The sequence below is a fragment of the Wenyingzhuangia sp. IMCC45533 genome, assembly GCF_054111225.1.
In genome coordinates, this window is the sequence record NZ_CM134197.1 from 2,370,989 (window position 1) to 2,392,023 (window position 21,035).

A 21,035-nucleotide genomic window follows, 5' to 3' on the forward strand; every position below is an offset into this window, starting at 1 on the left:
AATGCAGGAGAACAAGCAATTTAAATTATTAATGCTCGGCTTACATGTTTTCTTGGGAATATTGTTTGTTTACACCCCTAAGTCAACGCATAAAGTCTTTGGGGGTGTGATTTTTTTGATTGGCTTATTGTACATCTACAAAACAAAAAATAAATCTGAAGAAGCAATGCTTTTTGCCTTTTATTTTATGTCTGCAGAAGTATTTCTCAGGATGACAAAATCAACCTTAACTTGGGATTTTGGTAAGTATGCTGTTATTTTATATTTGTTATTAGCGTTATTTATAGAAAAGAAAAAGAGAGGAATTTCCGTACTCTTTATACTATATCTATTATTGATTAGTATAGGTATTGCATATACGGATATCCCTTTATCAGCCTCCTATCGTAAAGCTATTTTGTTTAACATAACAGGTCCTTATTGTTTAGGGGTTTGCGCAATGTATTTTTATAAAAGAGACATATCTTTTGATTTATTGAAAAAGACCATGTGGATTGGTATATTGCCTGTAATTAGCATGGTTGTCTATTTATACTTTAGAACCCCTAGCATCAAAGAAATCGTTTTTAATTCTGCAGCAAATTTTGAGGCCTCTGGTGGTTTTGGTCCTAATCAGGTAGCAACGTCATTAGGCTTCGGAATTTTTTTGATTGGAGTCTTAATCCTGTTAAAGTATAAGATAACAGGGTATTTGACTTTAGACTATTTGTTACTGTTTTACGTTGTCTATAGAGGTTTGTTAACTTTCTCAAGAGGTGGGATTTTTACAGGAATTATCTCTTTTATTATTTTATTAATTTTCTATTTGTTAAATAGTAGAAATAAAAAACTCATTGTAACTTACTTGGTAATCTTTTGCTCTGCTACGTATATAGCGTGGCTCGTTATTGTTGGGTTGACAGGAGGAATGTTAGCTAATAGATATCTAGGTAAAAATTCTGTAGGAGAAGAAAAGGAAGATATTAGTTCTGGTAGAACTGCCATCATAGAAGATCAGCTAACTAACTTTTATGATAGTCCTCTTTTGGGAATTGGTGTGGCTTCTGGAGACTACAGAAGAAAGGAAAAGTATGAAGGAACTGTTATGAGTACTAGTCACAATGAGGTAACTAGATTGATTGAAGAGCATGGATTAATAGGAATATTATCCTTAATGTTGTTAATTACGGCTTCTTTCTTAAATTTTAGAGAACATTCCTTATTACACAAAGGATTCATTGCTGCTTTTGCTTTATTATGGTTCCTAACCATCAATCATTCAGGAATGCGGGTTGCTTTCCCTGGTTTTATATACGGTTTGAGTTTGATAAAAATAAGAGCAAATGAATGAAATTAATAACCGTAGCATATTATACTTAGGGAATGATTTGTCTCGAAATTCTAAATATCATAGTGCCTATGCTACTTTAAGATATAATTTGCAAAAAGAAGGATATAAGGTTAAATCCGCTTCCTCAAAAGAAAGTCAATTTTTAAGATTACTAGATATGATTTTTAGTGTTGTTAGAAATGCAAAAGGTGTAGATTATATTTTAATCGATACTTTTAGTACCAATGCCTTTTATTTTGCATTCTTAACAAGTCAGTTGGCAAGAATGTTCAATATCAAATACATACCCATTCTCCATGGAGGTGACTTGCCAAAGAGATTAGATAATTCTTCCAAATTATCAAAAATGATTTTTAAGCACTCTTATGTAAACATTTCTCCGTCTAAATATCTGTTTGAAGAGTTTGAAAAAAGAGGGTATACTAACTTGAATTTGATTCCTAACTCAATTAATATTGGTGATTACAAATTCAAACAAAGAACTGAGGTAGGTCCTAATTTGCTATATGTAAGAGCTTTTGCAGAGATATACAATCCATTACTCGCAATTAAAGTTTTAAATAAACTCAAAGAGGATTACTCTGAGGCAAAACTGTGCATGGTAGGGCCAGATAGAGATGGAACTTTAAAGTTAGTTGAACAAAAAATTGAAGACTTAAATCTAAAAAAAGATGTCAAAATTACGGGAGTATTACCCAAAGAAGAGTGGCATCAATTATCAGAGAAATATGATATTTTTATCAATACAACCAACGTAGATAATACTCCAGTGAGTTTGATAGAAACGATGGCTTTAGGTCTACCCATAGTTTCTACCAACGTAGGAGGAATTCCCTACTTAGTGGAAGATAATACCGATGCTATGCTAGTAGAACCTAATAATATTAGTGAGATGGTGAACGCTATTAAAGAACTAATCAGCAATGATAAAAAGGTATATTCTTTATCATCAAAAGGTAGAAAAAAAGCAGAAAAAATGGATTGGAATGAAGTAAAATATCAATGGTTTAAAGTATTGGCTTAGTATGTTTAAACTAATTTTTAAAATAGGACAAAGGTTCAGAAATCCTTCCTTGGATTCTTGTTTTAGTTTTTTGCAGATAACAGACCAATGGTCTATTGAAAAATTGGAGGCTTATCAATTGGAGAAAATAAGAGAATTATTAAATACATCTTATAAATACTCTAAATTCTATAGAGATTGTTTTGATAAAGAAAGATTGAATATCGATACTATAAAAACACTAAACGATTTAAGTAAGGTTCCTATATTAGAAAAAAAAGATTTATTAAACAACGTAGATGATATTCATACAAATTACAAATTCAAAAAGCTGTATAAAGCTTCAACTTCAGGAAGTACTGGAAATTCGTTAGTTTTTAATAGAGAGGAATGGGCAGATTCGTTTAATAGAGCTTCTATTTTTAGAGGTTATTCGTGGCATGGAGTTTCTCCATGGGATAAAAATGGATATTTTTGGGGGTTTAACTTCTCCTTTATAGAGAGACTAAAAACCAACTTACTAGATTTTTTACAAAACAGATTTAGAGTATTTAGCTACGAAAAAAAATCATTTGAACGGTTTGTAAAAAAACTAAAAAAAGCTAAATATATTCATGGTTATTCATCTATGATTTATCAAACAGCGAAATTAATCAACGAATCTGAAAAAGGTGGATTTGAAAGTATTAAAATGGTTAAAGGGACTTCAGAAAAAATATATGATTCTTATCAAGATGAAGTAAAAAAGGCATTTAATCTAAGAATTATTAGTGAATATGGAGCTACCGAATCAGGTATTATAGCCTTTGAATGTCCGGAAGGGAATATGCATATAAACATGGAGGGATGTTATGTAGAGGAGCATAATAATGAAATTTTAGTAACCAATTTACAGATGAAATCGTTTCCCGTTATTAGATATAAATTGGGAGATTACATTGAATTAGCACCTAGAGATTTTAAATGTAAATGTGGAAGAGCTCACCGAGTTTTGAAAGAAGTTACAGGAAGAGTGGGAGAGAGTGTCTATGGTGAAAATCAAATATATCCTAGTTTATACTTCTACTATATTTTTAAAAATCTGGTAAAACAGTATGATTTGAAATTAAACTATCAAGTAATTCAAAACATAAAAGGAAAGCTAGACTTCTTAGTTCAGCAAGAAATTAAAGATTCGGAGATTTATTTTTTAAAGAAAGAAATTGTTAAATACTTTGGTGACGACGTAACTTTTAACATTTTCGTGAACGCGACTTTAGAAAATACTGGAGGAAAATTTAAAAGTTTTATTTCCAAAATCTAATATATGGAACAACCTTTAGTATCTATTATAACCCCATGCTATAATTCAGAGGATTTTATTAGCGAAACCATTAAAAGTGTTATCTATCAGAGTTATAATAACTGGGAAATGCTAATTACGGATGATGGTTCTAACGACAGTTCAAAATCAATCATCAGAAAGTATATAGAAAAAGATTCAAGAATTAGACTTTTCGAAATATCCAACTCTGGTGCTGCCGTAGCGAGAAATCATTCCATTAAGAATGCAAAAGGTAGGTTTTTAGCCTTTTTGGATAGTGATGACGTATGGATGCCACATAAACTGGAAAAGCAAATTAATTTTATGCTAGTCAATAATTATCCCTTTGTTTATTCATCTTATATTCAAATAAATGAGTTAGGTCAAACAGGGAAAATCATCAACATAAAGAAAGAAAAAATTGATTACAAGGATATGTTATCCTCCAACAAGATAGGTTGTTTAACAGCTATTTACGACACTAAAGAAATAGGGAAAGTTTATATGCCTTTGATAAGAAAAAGACAAGACTACGCGCTTTGGTTAAAAATATTAAAATTAACAGACTATGCCTACGGATTTGACGAGGTATTGGCAAAATATAGAATAAGAGAAAGCTCTATCTCCTCGAAAAAAACAGAAATGTTAAAATGGAATTGGATATTATTCAGAAAGATAGAAAAGAAAAACTGGCTACTTTCATTATATTATCTTTTGAATAATGTAATGAATAAGTTAGCTAAATAGTGTTCAAATTATTTGTTCTACCTATGTCCAAATATTCTATATTTGGGTACTAAAAGAAAAAAATGCCCCTAAAAACAAAATTATATTTATCAGAACGAATTCTACTACTTAGAACAGTAGATGTTTTGTTTCTATTGATAGGTTTAGGTGTATCAAATTTATGCCTAAACTTTAAATATATCAATTTTATAGATAATCCTGTTTCAACCAACATTTTCGTGCTCATAGCTTTTTATTTGGGTTGCGGTCAAGTGTTCGAAATGTTTAGCTTAAGAGATTCTCTAAGTAGATTTAGAACTACAAAAAATTTATTTGTTACCTCTACTATTTGTGTGTTGATTTATTTATACACTCCGTTAATAACCCCTGTTTTACCTTCAAATAGAATTGAAATTTTAACTTTTTTTCTTATTGTTTTTATTCCCATATTTTTATGGAGAAATTTTTACATTGTTGTATTTTCCAACAATGTTTTTAGCAAGCAAGTTATTGTAATTGCTGGTAGCCAAGCCAGATTGAAAAAGATAATTGAATTTGTTCAGTTAAAATCAAAAGATCATTCCATTTACGCTTACTTAGGCAAGGAACCTATAAATCGAATAAGAGGTTATATAGAATCTATTAGTGAAATTGAAACTCTCGTAGAACAAAGTAACGTTAAAGAGATTATTATCTCGTTAAAAGGTTTTACCGACGAGCAAGTTGAGGTTTTAAATCAGAAATTGATTAGGTGTTTTGAGTTAGGAATCAATATTACCAGTTACGAGGAGTATTTTGAAAGAGTGACTGAGTGCGTACCAGAGGAAAACTTAACCAAACATTTTTACAGGTATTTTAAAATGAGTGATAGTCACGAAAATAGGATGTATTTATTCTTTTTAAGGGGGCTAGATATTTTTGCGGCAATTCTAGGATTGTTTACAGTTTTATTTGTTTTGCCTTTTGTGTTTATAGGTAATTTGATGGGGAATAGAGGAGGTTTGTTTTATCATCAAAAAAGAGTAGGAGAGCGTGGCGAAACATTTTCTATTGTAAAATTCAGATCTATGGTGACGACTGCCGAAAAAAATGGAGCTCAATGGGCTGTAAAAAATGACAGTAGAGTGACCACTTTTGGAAAGTTCTTGCGAAAAACTAGAATTGATGAAATCCCTCAGTTTTGGAACGTTTTAAAGGGGGAGATGAGTTTAATTGGACCAAGGCCAGAAAGACCTGAGTTTGTCAAAGAATTAGAGCAGCAAATACCTTTGTACGCTATTAGACATGCTATCAAACCTGGATTAACAGGATGGGCTCAGGTAATGTATCCCTACGCTTCTACCATAGAAGAGCAGAAAGACAAATTAAGATATGATTTGTATTATATCAAAAAAAGAAATCTGTTTATCGACTTTAAAATTGTGATTAAAACCATTAACACCGTTTTGTACTTTAAGGGGCAGTAAGCAGGTTTTTGATTTGCCAAGGAATCAAAACCAAACTTAGAACGTAAAAACAAGAGTTGTACTCTTGTATCTTAAAAAATCCAACACATAAGAACAGTACAAAGAACAAAACATGAACAATACAAATTACTTTTTTGTATTTGCTTTTTATCCATGGAATAGCTAATAATAAAGGGTTTGCCCAAAAAACATTTAAATTGACTTTTGTGGTACTATGTTCAGTTAAAAACCATAAAGCTAACAGAACAATACCTAGTAGACCGTAAAAAATGCTTACAGCGTTAAAATAGGATATACTAAACTTATTGTTCTTTAATAGCAAGAATAGAGACAAGGCTAAGAGAAACAAACTTACAAATAATGGACTTAAGAAAAAGTTGAGACCATCATATTTTAGAGGAGAATATTCTAAAATAAATTTTTCGTTCTTCACTAGTTCTTTACTGTTGATCTTAGCGTTTTTAAAACCCAAACTAACATAATCGGGTAAAAACATATATTCTTTAAAATTTGCCTTTTCATCTATAACAGCACCTAATGCTAAGTCAATTCCAAATTTAGACCAAGAATTTTTAGGTAAATACTGATGTATCAAGTCGCGATGAGTTTTGTCCTTAGGAAAATCAGAATAATCAAATGTTATATTTCCAATGCTTTTTTCAACAACTTCGTACATTTTGGTGGCACAATTGTCGTAAAAAAAGTCGTAGTAATAATTTTTGTTTTCAGGTTTTATGTTCCATTCTAAAAAATTAAATACTTTTTGACTTTGTGCAAGGGTTAGGTTTAATACTTGAGTTTTAATAGATCTGCTTTCAAGAGCGTACTGGTAAGGAAAATACTTAAATGAATAACCAACCACCTTATATAAAAGTTTCCCTCTACAAAAGTTCAAGTAAAAGTTAGGAGCAGAAAAATCAAACATCCCATAGTTATAAACTTTATCTAAATTGTTGGCTTTATCCTTAACTCTAATGGCACTGTGTCCAAAATAGGAATAAAGTTCATTCACGCCCGGATCACAAGTTAAAATACTTACTTCTGCTTTATCTGATAGTTTTATATTGGATTGAGCTGATGAATTGAATGTGGTAGATAGTAAAAGAATCAGTAAAAAGAATAGTCTCATTATCTCATTTCGTTTAATAAAACTTTAATAGAAAATACATTGGAATAATTAATTCCAGAACCCGCTCCAACGTTGGTCAGGGCATAATCTATGTATACTTTTTTAAGCTTTAGACCAATTCCAATGTTAGGTTCAAAAACAGTTGTCTGAGTATTATCTACATTTGTTTCTTTCTGTATATTACCTAAACCAGCTCTTAAAAAAGTTCTTTGTTTGTAACCTAATTCAAACCCTAAATTGGGAGAAAAACTAGCGAAACTGCTAGAAACAATGTCGTTAGTCTCCCTAAAACGTCCAATAATATCTACGGAAGTTAATAGAGAATATTTCTCGTTTAGTTGTTTAAAATAAGAGGCTCCTAATTGAAACTTTGGGAGTGTTAGTTCGTATTTCTCTGGTCTGTCTTGGTTCTGATTTTCCTCGATAGTTTGTGCGTTTCGAATTTTATCAAAAGCAGAAGAGTTCACGTTCCAAGCAGTAAAAGTGGTGGTTACGTCTCTAATTACGGCTCCAATCTTAATTCCGTTATAATCATACTGTGCACCAATATCAAATCCAAATCCATGCCCCAAGGCAAAGTCACCAATATTCCTTCTAATTATTTTTGCATTTGCACCGATGTTAAGGTTGAGTTTAGGGAAAGACTTTGCAATACTTAAAATAGCTGCTATGTCTGCACTGGAAAACGAAGTAATGTTGTTAAAATTTACATTTCCGTTATTATCAATAAGGTTAGTTGTGTTTAAAATATTGTCTACTCCCAATCTAATGACAGAAACTGCCATTGCCAAATCGTCTCGTTCTATGGGCAATGCAGCTCCAAAATAATCGTAGCTACCAATACCATTGAATAAAGAATTGTGCATAGCAGCAAATTCATAATCTTGAGCAGTGATTACTCCTGCAGGGTTCCAATATCCAGCTTCCACACCTTGCGTAAAAGAGGTAACAGCTTTGCTCATGGATAAAGCTCTCGCACCCACACCAATATTTAGAAATTCGTTAGAAAATCCACGAACAATTTGAGCGTTTGCAAGGTTTACAGAAATAGCTAAAAATAAAAGGAAGAAAAACTTTTTCAAGATTTGAATTAATTGATATATGTATAACTAACTTATTTACAAATATATTGTTTCAAATTTATATATGTTTAGAAATTTAAATTAACTTATTGATGAACTTAAACGAAACTATTTTTAGATTTGTCCAATAAGAATCATTAATATGAAAACAGTAAAGTTTATTCCTAATTTGTTAACGTTGTTAAATTTGCTATGTGGATGTTTGGCTGTAATTTTTGCAATAAACTATCAAATAGAATATACGGTTGCTTTGGTTATGTTGGGTATATTTTTTGATTTTTTTGATGGCTTCGCTGCCAGATTATTAAAAGTTCAGAGTGAATTAGGAAAGCAGTTAGATTCTTTGGCCGATATGGTGACCAGTGGAGTTGTTCCAGGTTTAGTAATGGTACAAATGATTTTAAAATCATTAGACCAAAAACCTTTGATTGGTATTCACAATCTTGACCAATTTTCCATCCTTGCAATGCTGGGGTTGAGCATAACAATGGCATCATGTTATAGACTAGCAAATTTTAATATAGATGAAAATCAGAAAGAAGGTTTCATAGGATTACCAACACCTGCCAACACTCTTTTAATACTTTCTTTACCTCTAATGCAAGTTTATTCTGATTATCAATACGTCAGTTATATAGTTGATAACACCTACGCTTTGTTATTGTTGACCGCTTTAAGTTGTTATTTATTAAATGCTAGAATAGCTTTGTTTGCTCTAAAGTTCAAGAGTTTTGGTTATAAGGATAATAAAATAAAATATATATTTTTATGCATATCGTTGGCTCTAATTATAGCAATTAAACTGGCATCTATTCCTGCAATCATCTTAGTTTACTTACTATTATCATTAATTACTAATAATAATAAGTAAACGTTAGTTTTTAAATCGATTTTCTTTAAGGACAAAGCTCTCTCCCAAGTAAACACGTCTTACCATTTCATCATCTGCCAATTCCTGAGGAGTACCACTTTTTAAAATACTTCCTTGATACATGAGGTAGGTTTTGTCAGTAATAGCAAGTGTAGCTTGCACATCATGATCTGTGATAAGAATCCCAATATTTTTGTTCTTTAGCGTAGCAACAATAGACTGTATGTCTTCTACTGCAATAGGGTCTACACCAGCAAACGGCTCATCAAGTAAAATAAATTTAGGATTGGAAGCCAAACAACGAGCAATTTCTGTTCTACGTCTTTCTCCCCCAGACAACAAGTCTCCCCTATTTGTTCTTACGTGTCCTAAGCTAAACTCCTCAATAAGTTCCTCAAGTTTTTGTTTTTGCTGTTCTTTAGTTCTGTCCGTAAATTGCAAGACAGACAAAATATTTTCTTCAACAGTTAGTTTTCTAAAAACAGAAGCTTCTTGAGCCAAATAACCAATTCCGTTTTGTGCACGTTTGTACATGGCAAAATCGGTAATTTCCTTATCGTCTAAAAATATTTTCCCTTCATTAGGTTTTACCATTCCCACAATCATATAGAAAGAAGTAGTTTTACCAGCCCCGTTAGGACCTAACAGTCCGATAATTTCACCTTGTTCAACCTGTAAAGAAATGCCTTTTACAACTTTTCTACTACCGTAGATTTTCTGAATGTTATCTGCTCTTAAAATCATAAGTTAACGTTGCTTTTGTTTATTAACGATTATTCTAGAAACCCATATACTAATTTCATACAAAACCAATATAGGGATTGCTACAATAATTTGACTTGCTACATCTGGAGGTGTTATAATAGCAGCTACAATCAAAACCAATACCAAAGCATGCTTGCGATAAGTTTTTAAGAATTCTGGTGTAATTAAACCTAGCTTGGTTAAAAAATAAACCAGTAAGGGTAATTCAAAAACTACAGAAACTCCCAACAAGGTGTTGGTAATTAATCCTATATAACTATCAAATTGAAAATTGTTTACAATCACCTCTGTAATCTGATAATTGTAAAAAAAGTAGACGGACATAGGGGCAATTACAAAATAGCTAAAAAACAAACCTATGGTTAACAGAAAAGTAGCAATTACAATAAACCCCTTGCTATTTCTTCTTTCTTTTGGAGTTAATCCAGGCATGATAAATCGCATCATTTCCCACAAAATATAAGGGAAAGATAGAATTAGACCCAAAATAAAACTAGACCATAAGGCATTCATTAATTGATTGGTAGGAGCTAAACTTTGTAGTTTGGCATTAAAGTTAATGTTGCAAAAACTACTCTCCAAGCCCAACCGCGTAAACATATCGCAGAACCAACTGTAAGTAACAAAGTCTGGATTTAAATGAGCCAGCAAAAACTGATTATAGACTTGCTTTTGAAAGATAAATAATATAACTGTAAAGATAAAAACACAAACAGTGGACCTTACCAAGTGCCATCTTAACTCTTCAAGATGATCTAAAAAAGACATTTCTTTTTTTTCTTCCATATATATTAGAAAATCCCCTCTTTAATTAAATCGTGAATATGAATCATTCCTGTGTAGTTGTTATTACTGTCTGTCGCTACTAATTGAGAAATATGATTGTTTTCCATCATTTCCATAGCTTCAATCGCCATGGCATCAATATGAATTACTTTAGGAGTAGTCGTCATAATATCTTTGGAGCTCAGAGCTAAAATATCCTCGCTTTTGTTGAGCATTCGTCTAATATCTCCGTCAGTAATAATTCCTACAATTTTCTGTTCTTTTAAAACTACAGTTGCACCTAATCTTTTATTGGAAATTTCTAACAAGGCATCTTTAACGCTGGCTTTGGCATCTACGCTAGGCTTTTCGTTTTTTTCAACCAAATCACTCACACGTAAATATAGTTTTTTTCCAAGAGCACCTCCAGGATGATATTTAGCAAAATCCTTACTTGTAAAATTATTTATTTCCAACAGAGTTACTGCGATAGCATCTCCCATAACCAATTGAGCAGTAGTACTAGTTGTTGGAGCTAAGTTATTGGGACAGGCTTCTTTTTCCACGAATGTATTTAAAACATAAGTTGCGTTTTGTCCTAAAAAAGATGTTGGGTTTCCTGTAATAGCAATGATAGGGGTGTGATTTCTTTTGATTAAAGGAACTAGCACTTTTATTTCTGGAGTATTTCCACTTTTAGAAATACAAATAACAATGTCATTTTCTTGAACAATACCTAAATCACCATGAATAGCATCGGCCGCGTGCATAAAAATAGAAGGAGCTCCTGTAGAGTTCAAAGTGGCCACAATTTTGTTAGCAATAGCTGCGCTTTTCCCTATACCTGTAATGACTATTCTACCTTTACTTTCTAAAATACATTTAATAGCTTTTTCAAAATCCGAATCAATTAAATTGGTTAAATTTGCTATAGATTTGCTTTCTAATTCAATAGTTTTCTTTGCAATGGAAAGTATATCGTTATTCAAGGCTGTAATTTTTAACTAAAAAGTTATATCTTTAATTGCAAATGTATTTAAAATTAGCGTACAATTATTATGAATCAAGATAAAATTGATTTACATAGCCCTCTAAAAAAGTATTTTGGTTTTAGCAAATTTAAAGGCCTTCAAGAGAATGTAATTAGAAGCATTGTTGGAGGTAAAGATACGTTTGTTGTGATGCCAACCGGTGGGGGGAAATCACTATGCTATCAGCTACCAGCACTAATGCAAGAAGGAACTTCTATTGTAGTGTCTCCGTTAATTGCTTTAATGAAAAATCAAGTAGATGCAATTAGAGGTATTTCCGATAATCCAGGAGTAGCACACGTTTTAAATTCTTCTTTAAATAAAACTGAAATCAACAGGGTTAAATCCGATATACAAAACGGAATTACAAAATTACTATACGTAGCACCAGAATCGTTAACAAAGGATGAATATGTAGATTTCTTGAAAGATCAAAATATATCTTTTTTTGCGATTGATGAAGCCCACTGTATTTCTGAGTGGGGTCACGATTTTAGACCAGAATACAGAAACTTAAGGAGAATTATTCAGCGTATAGGCGATGTTCCTATTATTGGTTTAACGGCTACGGCAACTCCAAAGGTTCAAGAAGATATCATGAAAACTTTGGGAATGTCAGATGCTAATACTTTTAACGCATCCTTTAACAGGCCTAATTTATTTTATGAGGTAAGGCCAAAAACCAAAGAGGTCGTTACAGATATGATTAGGTTTATTAGGCAAAGACCCGATAAATCTGGTGTTATATACTGCTTGAGTAGAAAAAAGGTAGAAGAGATAGCTCAAACACTCCAAGTGAATGGAATTTCAGCACTCCCGTACCATGCAGGGTTAGATGCCAAAACAAGAGCAAAGCATCAAGACATGTTTTTAATGGAAGATGTAGATGTAATTGTAGCCACCATTGCCTTTGGAATGGGAATAGATAAACCAGATGTTCGTTTTGTGATACATCACGATATTCCTAAAAGTTTGGAGAGTTATTACCAAGAGACGGGTAGGGCAGGTAGAGACGATGGAGAAGGATATTGCTTGGCTTTTTATGCTTACAAAGACATAGAAAAGCTAGAGAAGTTTATGGCAAATAAGCCCATTGCGGAACAAGAATTAGGACATGCTTTGCTACAAGAAGTGGTGGGATATGCCGAAACCTCTTTAAGTAGAAGACAGTATTTACTACACTATTTTGGAGAAGAATTTGATCCTATAAATGGATTGGGAGCTAAAATGGATGACAATACCAAAAATCCCAAAAAACAAACTGAGGCAAAAGAAAGTGTGACTAAACTCTTAACTGTCGTAAGAGAATCGAAAGAAAAATATAAAGCGAGAGATATAGTAGCTACTTTATTAGGGAAATCTAACGCTATGTTATTGTCCCACAAAACTAACGAAAGAGTATTTTTCGGACTGGGAAAGGATAAAGATACAGAGCACTGGACTGCTTTAATTAGACAAACTTTGGTGGCTGGATTGCTAAGAAAAGAAATAGAGCAATACGGAGTGATTAAAGTTACGGAAAAAGGGCATGAGTTTTTAAATAGTCCTTCTTCTTTTATGATGACAGAAGATCATATCTATATAGACGAAGACGATAAGGCAGTGATTATTGCCAATGCAAAAAATAAAGCTATAATTGCTACAGATGAGCAGTTGATGGGCTTATTAAAATCTCTAAGAAAATCTATAGGAAAGAAAAAAGGAATACCACCTTATGTAATTTTTCAAGACCCTTCTCTAGAAGATATGACTTTAAAATATCCCACCTCTATAGAAGAACTGTCTAATATTCACGGTGTAGGAGATGGTAAGGCCAAAAAATTTGGAAAGGAATTTTTAGAATTAATTGCCAAATATGTCAAAGACAATAACATAGAAAAGTCAGACGATTTTGTAGTAAAAACGACAGGAGAAAAATCAGGATTAAAGCTATATATTATTCAGAATACAGATAGAAAGTTGCCTTTAGAGGATATTGCTAAATCTAAAGGTTTAGAAATGTCTGAGTTGATTAAGGAAATAGAATCTATCGTTTTTTCTGGGACAAAACTCAATATTGATTACTATTTAGAAGATATTTTAGATGAAGATCAGCAGGAAGAAATCCATGAGTATTTTATGGAATCGTCTTCCGATAGCATAGAAGAAGCCTTAGAAGAATTTGATGGAGATTATGACGATGAAGAATTAAGACTAATGAGAATAAAATTCATTAGTGATGTAGCTAATTAGGATGAGCTTAATTCAAGTACACAAGCTTTTGAATTTATTTTCTTTATGTGATTTTTGTAGAAAATGAGATAGAAAATCTCAACTTTAAATAAGTTTGAAGTTTTAAAAAATATAAAACACCTAAAGAAGCTTGTTTCTTCAGGTGTTTTGCTTTGCGATACCAATACAATACTACAACGACAGTACACTGTTTAACATTGGACTCACAAGTCGTCAGTAGTCTAATCTTTATGTCTTATAAACATTATAATACAACGTAGTGTTTTTTCATAATTTCTAAGGATTAAGGTAGTTAGATTAATACCAAATCATTTCAAACCCAAAACAACTGCAAACAAAAAACCCTCTAATAAAATTAGAGGGCTAAATATAAGCAAGATGTTAATTTAAAATTATTTTACTTTTTCGACGATGGCCTTAAAAGCTTCTGGGTTGTTCATAGCTAAATCAGCTAAAACCTTACGGTTTAATTCGATGTTGTTAGCTTTAACTTTCCCCATAAACTGAGAATAAGACAATCCGTGTACACGAGCACCCGCATTAATACGAGTAATCCATAAAGCACGGAAGCTTCTTTTCTTGTTTTTTCTATCACGGTAAGAGTAAGACATTGCTTTCTCAACCGCATTTTTTGCTACTGTATAAACGTTTTTACGTCTACCAAAGTAACCTTTTGCTTGCTTCAAGATTTTTTTTCTTCTATTTCTTGAAGCTACTGAATTTACTGATCTAGGCATAATTTTAATGTGTTTTGTAGTAAGGCCATTTTCAATTTTCAGTTTTCAATCTTCAATTAGCAATACGATGATTCTAATTGTTGTATTGTCCACTGTTAATTGTTAATTGTTATTTGCCCACTCCATGGTTAATAATTAATATTCCCTTGAAGGAAAAACTTAAATTATCTTAAGTTTAACATTCCTTTAATACTCGCTTCGTCGTTCTTGTGAACTAAACCGTCGTGAGTTAATTTTAATTTACGCTTTTTAGACTTCTTTGTTAAGATGTGACTTTTAAAAGCGTGCTTTCTTTTTAATTTTCCAGTTCCAGTTACTTTGAATCTCTTCTTAGCACTAGATTTTGTTTTTAATTTAGGCATCTCTAATAAGTTGTTTTTTCTTGCTTACTTTATTTTTACAGTATTACTACTGTTTACTTTTTTACTTTAGGAGCAATAAACATAATCATACGTTTACCTTCTAGTTTTGGCATTTGCTCTACTTTACCATACTCTTCCAATTCTTGAGCCAATTTTAATAACAAAATTTGCCCTTGATCTTTAAATATAATAGAACGTCCTTTAAAGAAAACATATGCTTTTAATTTGGCACCATCTTGTAAAAACTTAACAGCATGTTTCTTTTTAAACTCATAATCATGCTCATCAGTTTGAGGTCCAAAACGGATTTCTTTTACAGTTACTTTAGTAGCTTTCGCTTTCATAACCTTATCACGTTTCTTTTGCTCGTACAAGAATTTTTTGTAATCAATAATTTTACAAACAGGAGGTACAGCCTTGGGAGAAATTTCTACCAAATCCAACTCTTGTTCTCTTGCAATTTGTTTGGCTTTAGATATTGGATATACACCCACCTCTACGTTATCACCAACCAAACGTACTTCATCCACATAACGAATATCGCTATTAATTCTGTGCGGATTTTCTTTAATTACTCTTGCAGGTCCTCTTGACCTTCTTCTTTTAATTGCTATGGCTTTATAATTTTGCTCTCATATTAATTTATGAGAATATTAAACTCTTATTTTTAAAACTTTACTAAGGTTTTTTCTACTTCTTCAGATATGTGTTTGATAAAATCTTCGTTAGTAAATGTTCCTAAGTCTCCTTCTCCATGTTTACGTACAGAAACAGTTCCTTCTCCTTCTTCTTTTTCTCCTACAATAATCATGTAGGGGATTTTACTTACCTCAGCATCTCTAATTTTACGACCTGTCTTTTCATTTCGGTCATCTATTAGCGTACGAATTTCGGAATTTTCTAGTAATTCTGAAACTTTTTCAGCATATTTCTGGTATTTCTCACTAATAGGCAAAATAATTACTTGCTCTGGCATTAACCATAGTGGAAAGTTTCCTCCAGTATGTTCTAATAATACAGCAATAAATCGCTCCATGGAACCAAAAGGGGCTCTGTGAATCATTACAGGTCTGTGCGAAGCGTTATCAGAACCTTTGTATGTTAAGTCAAATCTTTCAGGTAAGTTGTAATCTACTTGAATAGTTCCTAATTGCCAGCTTCTCCCTAAGGCATCTTTTACCATAAAATCTAACTTAGGACCGTAAAAAGCAGCTTCACCAGTTTCTACTACGTAATTCAATCCTTTCTCTTTAGCAGCGTTAATAATGGCGTTTTCTGCTTTGTCCCAATTTTCATCAGAACCAATGTATTTTTCTGGATTTTCAGGATCTCTTAACGATACTTGTGCTGTAAAATCTTCGAAACCTAAAGAACCAAACACATACAACACTAAATCAATTACATCTTTAAATTCTTGATCTAATTGATCTGGGGTACAGAAAATATGAGCATCATCTTGAGTAAAACAACGCACACGAGTCATACCATGTAATTCTCCACTTTGCTCGTACCTATAAACAGTACCAAATTCGGCATAACGTTTAGGTAACTCCTTGTAAGAATAAGGTTTGTAGTTAAACACTTCACAGTGGTGTGGACAGTTCATGGGTTTTAATAAAAACTCTTCGTCCATTTTTGGAGTTTTGATAGGTTGAAAACTATCTTCTCCATATTTTTCATAGTGTCCAGAAGTAACGTATAGTTCTTTTTGACCAATATGAGGGGTCATCACCATTTCGTAACCTGCTTTTTTTTGTGCTTTTTTTAAAAAGTCTTCTAATCTACTTCTTAATGCTGCACCTTTGGGTAACCATAATGGCAATCCTTGTCCTACTTTTTGAGAAAAAGTAAATAACTCTAGTTCCTTACCCAGTTTACGGTGGTCACGTTGTTTGGCTAGTTCTAGTAGTTCTAAATACTCTTTTAATAATTTGGCTTTAGGAAATGAAATTCCGTAAATACGTGTTAATTGAGGTTTGTTTTCATCACCTCTCCAATAAGCACCAGCAGCACTCATTACTTTTACAGCTTTCAAAATTCCTGTATTCGGGATATGTCCTCCTCTACATAAATCAGTAAAATCATCGTGGTCACAAAAAGTAATTTCTCCGTCCGTTAAATTTTCAATCAATTCAACTTTAAAAGGATTGTTTTCTTCTTTGTACTTAGCTAAAGCATCCGCTTTAGAAACTTCACGTAACGTAAATTCGTGTTTCCCTCTCGCCAGCTCTAAAAACTTGGCCTCAATTTTCGGAAAGTCGTTTTCAGAAACTTTGTGTTCCCCAAAATCAATGTCGTAATAAAAACCGTTTTCTATGGCAGGACCAATCGTTAATTTTACTCCAGGATATAATTGTTGAATTGCTTGCGCTAAAACGTGTGCTGACGAATGCCAAAAAGCCTTTTTACCTTCGGGCTGTTCAAATGTATATAAGGTTAAATTACCATCGGTGGTTAATGGGGTTTTGGTTTCAACAGTAGTTCCGTTGAAATTTGCAGAAATTACATTTCTTGCTAAACCTTGGCTAATACTCATAGCCACATCCATGGGCGTACTTTTATTTTCGTACGCTCTTATACTCCCATCTGGTAAAGTAATATTAATCATTATAGATATTTTTTGCTGGGCAAAGATAGTTGTTTAATTGCAGATTAAAAATGTATGAAAGATATTTTATACAAAGCAAAACAAAGTTACTATTTGGTAAAAGTGTAAACTAAATCAGAGGATTGATTATAAATGAATAGCTGTCAAAAATTCTTCGTAAAGAAAGAAGGATTTTTGACAGCTATTAAAGTTTGATGTTTGCTTGTTCTTAACTTAACGCTTGTAAAATTTAGAACGTTTTGTAGCCCCGTTAATTAATATGATTTTGGTAAGGTAAATCCCAGGGTCTAAAAAAGAAATATCTATGGTTTTTGTATTGTTTTTACGTAGAACCTCGTTACCTGTGACATCAAAAACAATGATGGATTCAACGTCAACTTTGCTTTCAATAACTAAGCTGTTTCTATTGGAAATATTGACACTAAAATAACGTTCACTTAGAATAGAATTAGAAGATAAGGTACTAGCCTCCGCTGTTGTTAAATTATCTATCGTAAAACCTCCGAAAATTGGGTTTGAAGGGAGAATAATCAGTTCATCAACGTTGATAAAAGAACCTGTTGTTGGTGCGTTAAAGTTTACATTTATAGCTGTATTGTGTAAAGGAGAGTTTAATACCAAAGTTCCAACTTCGCTATCGTCTTTTTTGCCGATAAACGTAAAGTTTACAATAGTGTTTCCCACTGCCTGTTCATAAGCAAAGTTAAATGATGAAATTTCAACACCACTAAGATTTTGTGTTTTTAAACTACCGGAGGATACAGAATAATTTCCGTTACCAAACCAGCCTAAAACAGCATCATCTGTACTTCCTATGGCGTTTGTCCCAGCTCCATTTTCATTAATGGCCAATGCGCTGTAAATAGGACCGCTGGAAACAGCAGAAAGATCAAAACCGTTTAAAAACTCACTTGCTGAGGCTTGTACAGACGGGTTTATACTTTTTACAAAGGCATTGGTAACCTCTCCAAATGTCATTTCTCCATTAGTTTGTGCATGGGTGGTTGTTAAACCAAAAAGCATCACAACATAAATAAAGTACATATGTAAATATTTTTTCATAATATATTTAATTTCTGGAAGGAAAAGTTCCTTGTAAACAAATAATGTAATTTACTACTGTAGAGGGTTGTATAATACCAAAAGCTCTTTGTCCCCCAGTATTCAAAGTAGTAACGTTTGGAGTTGTTGTTGTAATAGTTTGACCGTTTACCGTATTGGTAGCAGGTCCGTAAGCTTTTACTTCTGTAGCACTTAAACCTGGTCCAAATGTTGCGGCAGCAGGAACATCTCCCTCTTGTGGAGTATTTCTAACAGCAGTATCGGTACTTAATAGCACATTTGCATTTGTACCACCTGTAACAGATACTTGATGGTTGTGGACAGGTAGGTGTGAAATATTCAACGTCATGTTTTCACTACCAATTTTTTGTCCTAATCTTCTATTTGATAGTGCAGGACCTTCTCCAGTACCCATAGCAACACGACTGCGCAAGTCTGGTAATCCAAAAGTTACTCTACCATCTCCTCCGTATGTTGTTCCTAAAATAGAAAACAATTCAAAATTACTATTGATAGATAACAATTGTCCTTGGCAGAGAGCCCATCCACGTGGAGCAAAATTGCCTCCAAACATTCTTATTTCACCTACAAAACCTTCTTGAGCTTTTGCGGATGTGCTTGCTAGTGTAATTACAATTAAGGTTAATGTTAATAGCGTTGTAAATTTTTTCATGATTCTTTTAGTGTTTAGTTTACTCTAAGTTTTTGATAAAGGTAGTAGTTTTTTCATGATTTTTAGTGGTTTGTAGAATGTTCGGAGCTGTGTTTACTCATGTTGTAATCAAAAAATACGAGATGAAATTAATTGTAGTAGCTCACTGTACAGATGAAAGAACCATTTGCAATAATAAAAACGACAAAACCTATTTACGAATTAGATTAAAAGCAGACAGGAAAGCTAGCGATTAAAGAAGAGTAAAACCCATTATTAATTTTTTGTAATCAGTAAATAAAAAGTTAGTTTTGCGCATGCAACAAAAAGTACTTATTTTAGATTTCGGATCTCAGGTTACGCAGCTGATAGCTCGTCGAGTGAGAGAGTTGAACATTTATTGTGAAATTCATCCATACAATAGCGAAAAATACAATTTTGCTGACTATAAAGCAGTTATCTTATCAGGGTCTCCACATTCCGTGAGAGGAGAAAACGCTCCAAAGATAGATTTATCAGAAGTAAAAGGTAAAAAACCATTACTTGGTATTTGTTACGGAGCCCAATACTTAGCGCACTTTTTTGGTGGAGAAGTAGGTGCATCTAGCACAAGAGAATACGGTAGAGCCAATTTGTCTTTTGTAGACAACAATTCTCCTTTATTTCAGGGAATAGAAAACGGGAGTCAGGTTTGGATGAGTCATTCCGATACCATTCTAGACTTACCAAATTCTTACAAATGTATAGCAAGTACGCATGATGTAAGCAATGCAGCTTATGCAGTAGAAGGAGAAGATACATATGCAATTCAATTCCATCCAGAAGTTTACCATTCAACAGACGGAACTCAAATATTAAAAAACTTTTTAGTAGGAGTGGCGAATGTAGCACAAGAATGGACTCCGGATAATTTTGTAGATGCAACAGTAGCAGAAATTAAAGCCAAAGTAGGAAACGATAAAGTTGTTTTAGGACTTTCTGGAGGGGTAGATTCTACAGTAGCAGCAGTTTTACTAAACAAAGCTATTGGAAAAAACTTATACTGTGTATTTGTAAATAACGGTTTGCTACGTAAAAACGAGTTTGCTGGAGTTTTAAAGCAGTACGAAGGTATGGGCTTAAACGTTAAGGGGGTAGATGCTTCTGAAAGATTTTTAAAAGAATTAGCAGGTTTGTCTGATCCTGAACTAAAACGTAAAGCGATTGGAAAAGCCTTTATTGATGTTTTCGATCAGGAGGCAAATTTAATAGAAGATGTGAAATGGTTGGCACAAGGAACAATTTATCCTGATGTTATTGAATCTGTATCTGCAGATGGAGGACCTTCGGCTACCATCAAATCTCATCACAATGTAGGTGGTTTACCTGACTTTATGAAGTTGAAAATTGTAGAGCCTTTGCGTATGATTTTTAAAGACGAGGTTCGTAGAGCAGGAAAATCTATGGGAATTGATGCTGAATTATTGGGACGTCACCCTTTTCCAGGACCAGGGTTGGCTATTCGTATTTTAGGAGATATTACTGCGGAGAAAGTGGCCATGTTGCAAGAAGTTGATGCTATTTTTATCAATGGATTAAAAGAACACGGTTTATACGATTCAGTATGGCAAGCAGGAGCTATTCTGTTACCAGTGCAGTCTGTAGGAGTGATGGGGGATGAGCGTACTTACGAAAAAGCTGTGGCTTTACGTGCTGTAGAGTCCACTGATGGTATGACTGCGGATTGGGTAGATTTACCTTATAAGTTTTTACAAGAAATTTCTAATAAAATTATCAATAACGTAAAAGGGGTTAATAGAGTTGTGTACGATATTAGCTCTAAGCCTCCAGCTACTATTGAGTGGGAATAATAAAAAGTTTAAGTTTTTTAAAAGCATCAAACACAAAGTGTTTGGTGTTTTTTTAGGGCTA

At 32.9% G+C, this 21,035-nt stretch carries 19 protein-coding genes; 8 read left to right on the forward strand and 11 right to left on the reverse strand.

Features of this window, described 5'->3' with window-relative positions; all coding sequences use genetic code 11:
• Position 1: 1 nt before the first annotated feature.
• The 5 genes from ACXGQW_RS10560 to ACXGQW_RS10580 all read left to right on the forward strand — a co-directional run bounded on the left by ACXGQW_RS10560 (position 2) and on the right by ACXGQW_RS10580 (position 5,828).
• The gene (locus ACXGQW_RS10560) at positions 2 to 1,330 is read left to right on the forward strand and encodes an O-antigen ligase family protein (RefSeq protein ID WP_457822684.1); all 1,329 of its coding nucleotides are present in this window, start codon (positions 2 to 4) and stop codon (positions 1,328 to 1,330) included.
• On the forward strand, positions 1,323 to 2,354 hold the full coding sequence (locus tag ACXGQW_RS10565; protein WP_457822686.1) for a glycosyltransferase family 4 protein: 1,032 nt from the start codon (positions 1,323 to 1,325) through the stop codon (positions 2,352 to 2,354). The genes ACXGQW_RS10560 and ACXGQW_RS10565 overlap by 8 nt, the downstream gene beginning before the upstream one ends.
• 1 nt (position 2,355) lies before the next feature.
• The gene (locus tag ACXGQW_RS10570; protein ID WP_457822688.1) at positions 2,356 to 3,636 is read left to right on the forward strand and encodes a phenylacetate--CoA ligase family protein; all 1,281 of its coding nucleotides are present in this window, start codon (positions 2,356 to 2,358) and stop codon (positions 3,634 to 3,636) included.
• Positions 3,637 to 3,639: 3 nt separating this feature from the next.
• Positions 3,640 to 4,383, forward strand: a complete 744-nt coding sequence (locus tag ACXGQW_RS10575) for a glycosyltransferase family 2 protein (RefSeq protein ID WP_457822690.1) — start codon at positions 3,640 to 3,642, stop codon at positions 4,381 to 4,383.
• A 62-nt stretch (positions 4,384 to 4,445) separates the two neighbouring features.
• On the forward strand, positions 4,446 to 5,828 hold the full coding sequence (locus ACXGQW_RS10580; RefSeq protein WP_457822692.1) for an exopolysaccharide biosynthesis polyprenyl glycosylphosphotransferase: 1,383 nt from the start codon (positions 4,446 to 4,448) through the stop codon (positions 5,826 to 5,828).
• On the opposite strand, the gene ACXGQW_RS10585 is transcribed toward ACXGQW_RS10580, so the two are convergent.
• Positions 5,815 to 6,957, reverse strand: a complete 1,143-nt coding sequence (locus ACXGQW_RS10585) for a lipoprotein N-acyltransferase Lnb domain-containing protein (RefSeq protein WP_457822694.1) — start codon at positions 6,955 to 6,957, stop codon at positions 5,815 to 5,817. The genes ACXGQW_RS10580 and ACXGQW_RS10585 overlap by 14 nt on opposite strands.
• On the reverse strand, positions 6,957 to 8,039 hold the full coding sequence (locus ACXGQW_RS10590; protein ID WP_457822696.1) for a putative type IX sorting system protein PorV2: 1,083 nt from the start codon (positions 8,037 to 8,039) through the stop codon (positions 6,957 to 6,959). Before ACXGQW_RS10590 ends, ACXGQW_RS10585 begins: the two co-directional genes overlap by 1 nt.
• 142 nt (positions 8,040 to 8,181) lie before the next feature.
• Here ACXGQW_RS10590 and ACXGQW_RS10595 point away from each other — a divergent pair, with 142 nt between their 5' ends.
• Positions 8,182 to 8,910 carry a CDP-alcohol phosphatidyltransferase family protein gene (locus ACXGQW_RS10595; RefSeq protein WP_457822698.1) on the forward strand — a complete coding sequence of 243 codons (729 nt, stop codon included), beginning with the start codon at positions 8,182 to 8,184 and terminating at the stop codon, positions 8,908 to 8,910.
• 3 nt (positions 8,911 to 8,913) lie between these two features.
• Here the strand turns inward: ACXGQW_RS10595 and lptB are convergent, their stop codons facing one another.
• The 3 genes from lptB to ACXGQW_RS10610 are packed head-to-tail and all read right to left on the reverse strand — an operon-like array spanning position 8,914 to position 11,429.
• Complete coding sequence (lptB, locus tag ACXGQW_RS10600; protein WP_457822700.1) at positions 8,914 to 9,654, reverse strand: LPS export ABC transporter ATP-binding protein; 741 nt, start codon at positions 9,652 to 9,654, stop codon at positions 8,914 to 8,916.
• Between the two features lie 3 nt (positions 9,655 to 9,657).
• Positions 9,658 to 10,461, reverse strand: a complete 804-nt coding sequence (gene tatC / locus ACXGQW_RS10605; protein WP_457822702.1) for a twin-arginine translocase subunit TatC — start codon at positions 10,459 to 10,461, stop codon at positions 9,658 to 9,660.
• Between the two features lie 5 nt (positions 10,462 to 10,466).
• Positions 10,467 to 11,429 (reverse strand): KpsF/GutQ family sugar-phosphate isomerase, encoded by a 963-nt coding sequence (locus ACXGQW_RS10610; RefSeq protein ID WP_457822704.1) that lies wholly within the window; start codon positions 11,427 to 11,429, stop codon positions 10,467 to 10,469.
• 69 nt (positions 11,430 to 11,498) lie between these two features.
• On the opposite strand from ACXGQW_RS10610, the gene ACXGQW_RS10615 reads away from it, so the two are divergent.
• Positions 11,499 to 13,703, forward strand: coding sequence for a RecQ family ATP-dependent DNA helicase (locus ACXGQW_RS10615; RefSeq protein ID WP_457822706.1), 2,205 nt, complete (start codon positions 11,499 to 11,501; stop codon positions 13,701 to 13,703).
• A 392-nt stretch (positions 13,704 to 14,095) separates the two neighbouring features.
• On the opposite strand, the gene rplT is transcribed toward ACXGQW_RS10615, so the two are convergent.
• The 6 genes from rplT to ACXGQW_RS10645 all read right to left on the reverse strand — a co-directional run bounded on the left by rplT (position 14,096) and on the right by ACXGQW_RS10645 (position 19,145).
• Entirely contained in the window at positions 14,096 to 14,440 is a 345-nt protein-coding gene (gene rplT / locus ACXGQW_RS10620; protein ID WP_457822708.1) for a 50S ribosomal protein L20, read from the reverse strand.
• A 164-nt stretch (positions 14,441 to 14,604) separates the two neighbouring features.
• The gene (rpmI, locus tag ACXGQW_RS10625; protein WP_457822710.1) at positions 14,605 to 14,802 is read right to left on the reverse strand and encodes a 50S ribosomal protein L35; all 198 of its coding nucleotides are present in this window, start codon (positions 14,800 to 14,802) and stop codon (positions 14,605 to 14,607) included.
• 53 nt (positions 14,803 to 14,855) lie between these two features.
• Positions 14,856 to 15,374 (reverse strand): translation initiation factor IF-3, encoded by a 519-nt coding sequence (gene infC, locus ACXGQW_RS10630; protein ID WP_457824198.1) that lies wholly within the window; start codon positions 15,372 to 15,374, stop codon positions 14,856 to 14,858.
• A gap of 95 nt (positions 15,375 to 15,469) precedes the next feature.
• Positions 15,470 to 17,410 carry a threonine--tRNA ligase gene (thrS, locus tag ACXGQW_RS10635; protein WP_457822712.1) on the reverse strand — a complete coding sequence of 647 codons (1,941 nt, stop codon included), beginning with the start codon at positions 17,408 to 17,410 and terminating at the stop codon, positions 15,470 to 15,472.
• Between the two features lie 213 nt (positions 17,411 to 17,623).
• Positions 17,624 to 18,472, reverse strand: a complete 849-nt coding sequence (locus ACXGQW_RS10640) for a T9SS type A sorting domain-containing protein (RefSeq protein ID WP_457822714.1) — start codon at positions 18,470 to 18,472, stop codon at positions 17,624 to 17,626.
• Between the two features lie 7 nt (positions 18,473 to 18,479).
• A complete protein-coding gene (locus ACXGQW_RS10645; RefSeq protein WP_457822716.1) occupies positions 18,480 to 19,145 on the reverse strand; it encodes a phage tail protein in 666 nt (221 codons plus the stop codon).
• Positions 19,146 to 19,441: 296 nt separating this feature from the next.
• Here ACXGQW_RS10645 and guaA point away from each other — a divergent pair, with 296 nt between their 5' ends.
• Complete coding sequence (gene guaA / locus ACXGQW_RS10650) at positions 19,442 to 20,974, forward strand: glutamine-hydrolyzing GMP synthase (protein WP_457822718.1); 1,533 nt, start codon at positions 19,442 to 19,444, stop codon at positions 20,972 to 20,974.
• The last annotated feature ends 61 nt before the right edge of the window (positions 20,975 to 21,035 follow it).

Excerpts from the sequence above, each read along its gene's own strand:
- ACXGQW_RS10575 (WP_457822690.1), top strand. The coding sequence starts at position 3,640 with ATGGAACAACCTTTAGTATCTATTATAACCCCATGCTATAATTCAGAG.
- ACXGQW_RS10595 (WP_457822698.1), top strand. The coding sequence starts at position 8,182 with ATGAAAACAGTAAAGTTTATTCCTAATTTGTTAACGTTGTTAAATTTG.
- rpmI (WP_457822710.1), bottom strand. The coding sequence starts at position 14,802 with ATGCCTAAATTAAAAACAAAATCTAGTGCTAAGAAGAGATTCAAAGTA.
- ACXGQW_RS10570 (WP_457822688.1), top strand. The coding sequence starts at position 2,356 with ATGTTTAAACTAATTTTTAAAATAGGACAAAGGTTCAGAAATCCTTCC.
- thrS (WP_457822712.1), bottom strand. The coding sequence starts at position 17,410 with ATGATTAATATTACTTTACCAGATGGGAGTATAAGAGCGTACGAAAAT.
- ACXGQW_RS10560 (WP_457822684.1), top strand. The coding sequence starts at position 2 with ATGCAGGAGAACAAGCAATTTAAATTATTAATGCTCGGCTTACATGTT.
- tatC (WP_457822702.1), bottom strand. The coding sequence starts at position 10,461 with ATGGAAGAAAAAAAAGAAATGTCTTTTTTAGATCATCTTGAAGAGTTA.
- ACXGQW_RS10615 (WP_457822706.1), top strand. The coding sequence starts at position 11,499 with ATGAATCAAGATAAAATTGATTTACATAGCCCTCTAAAAAAGTATTTT.
- rplT (WP_457822708.1), bottom strand. The coding sequence starts at position 14,440 with ATGCCTAGATCAGTAAATTCAGTAGCTTCAAGAAATAGAAGAAAAAAA.
- ACXGQW_RS10565 (WP_457822686.1), top strand. The coding sequence starts at position 1,323 with ATGAATGAAATTAATAACCGTAGCATATTATACTTAGGGAATGATTTG.
- lptB (WP_457822700.1), bottom strand. The coding sequence starts at position 9,654 with ATGATTTTAAGAGCAGATAACATTCAGAAAATCTACGGTAGTAGAAAA.
- guaA (WP_457822718.1), top strand. The coding sequence starts at position 19,442 with ATGCAACAAAAAGTACTTATTTTAGATTTCGGATCTCAGGTTACGCAG.
- ACXGQW_RS10585 (WP_457822694.1), bottom strand. The coding sequence starts at position 6,957 with ATGAGACTATTCTTTTTACTGATTCTTTTACTATCTACCACATTCAAT.
- ACXGQW_RS10645 (WP_457822716.1), bottom strand. The coding sequence starts at position 19,145 with ATGAAAAAATTTACAACGCTATTAACATTAACCTTAATTGTAATTACA.
- ACXGQW_RS10580 (WP_457822692.1), top strand. The coding sequence starts at position 4,446 with ATGCCCCTAAAAACAAAATTATATTTATCAGAACGAATTCTACTACTT.
- ACXGQW_RS10640 (WP_457822714.1), bottom strand. The coding sequence starts at position 18,472 with ATGAAAAAATATTTACATATGTACTTTATTTATGTTGTGATGCTTTTT.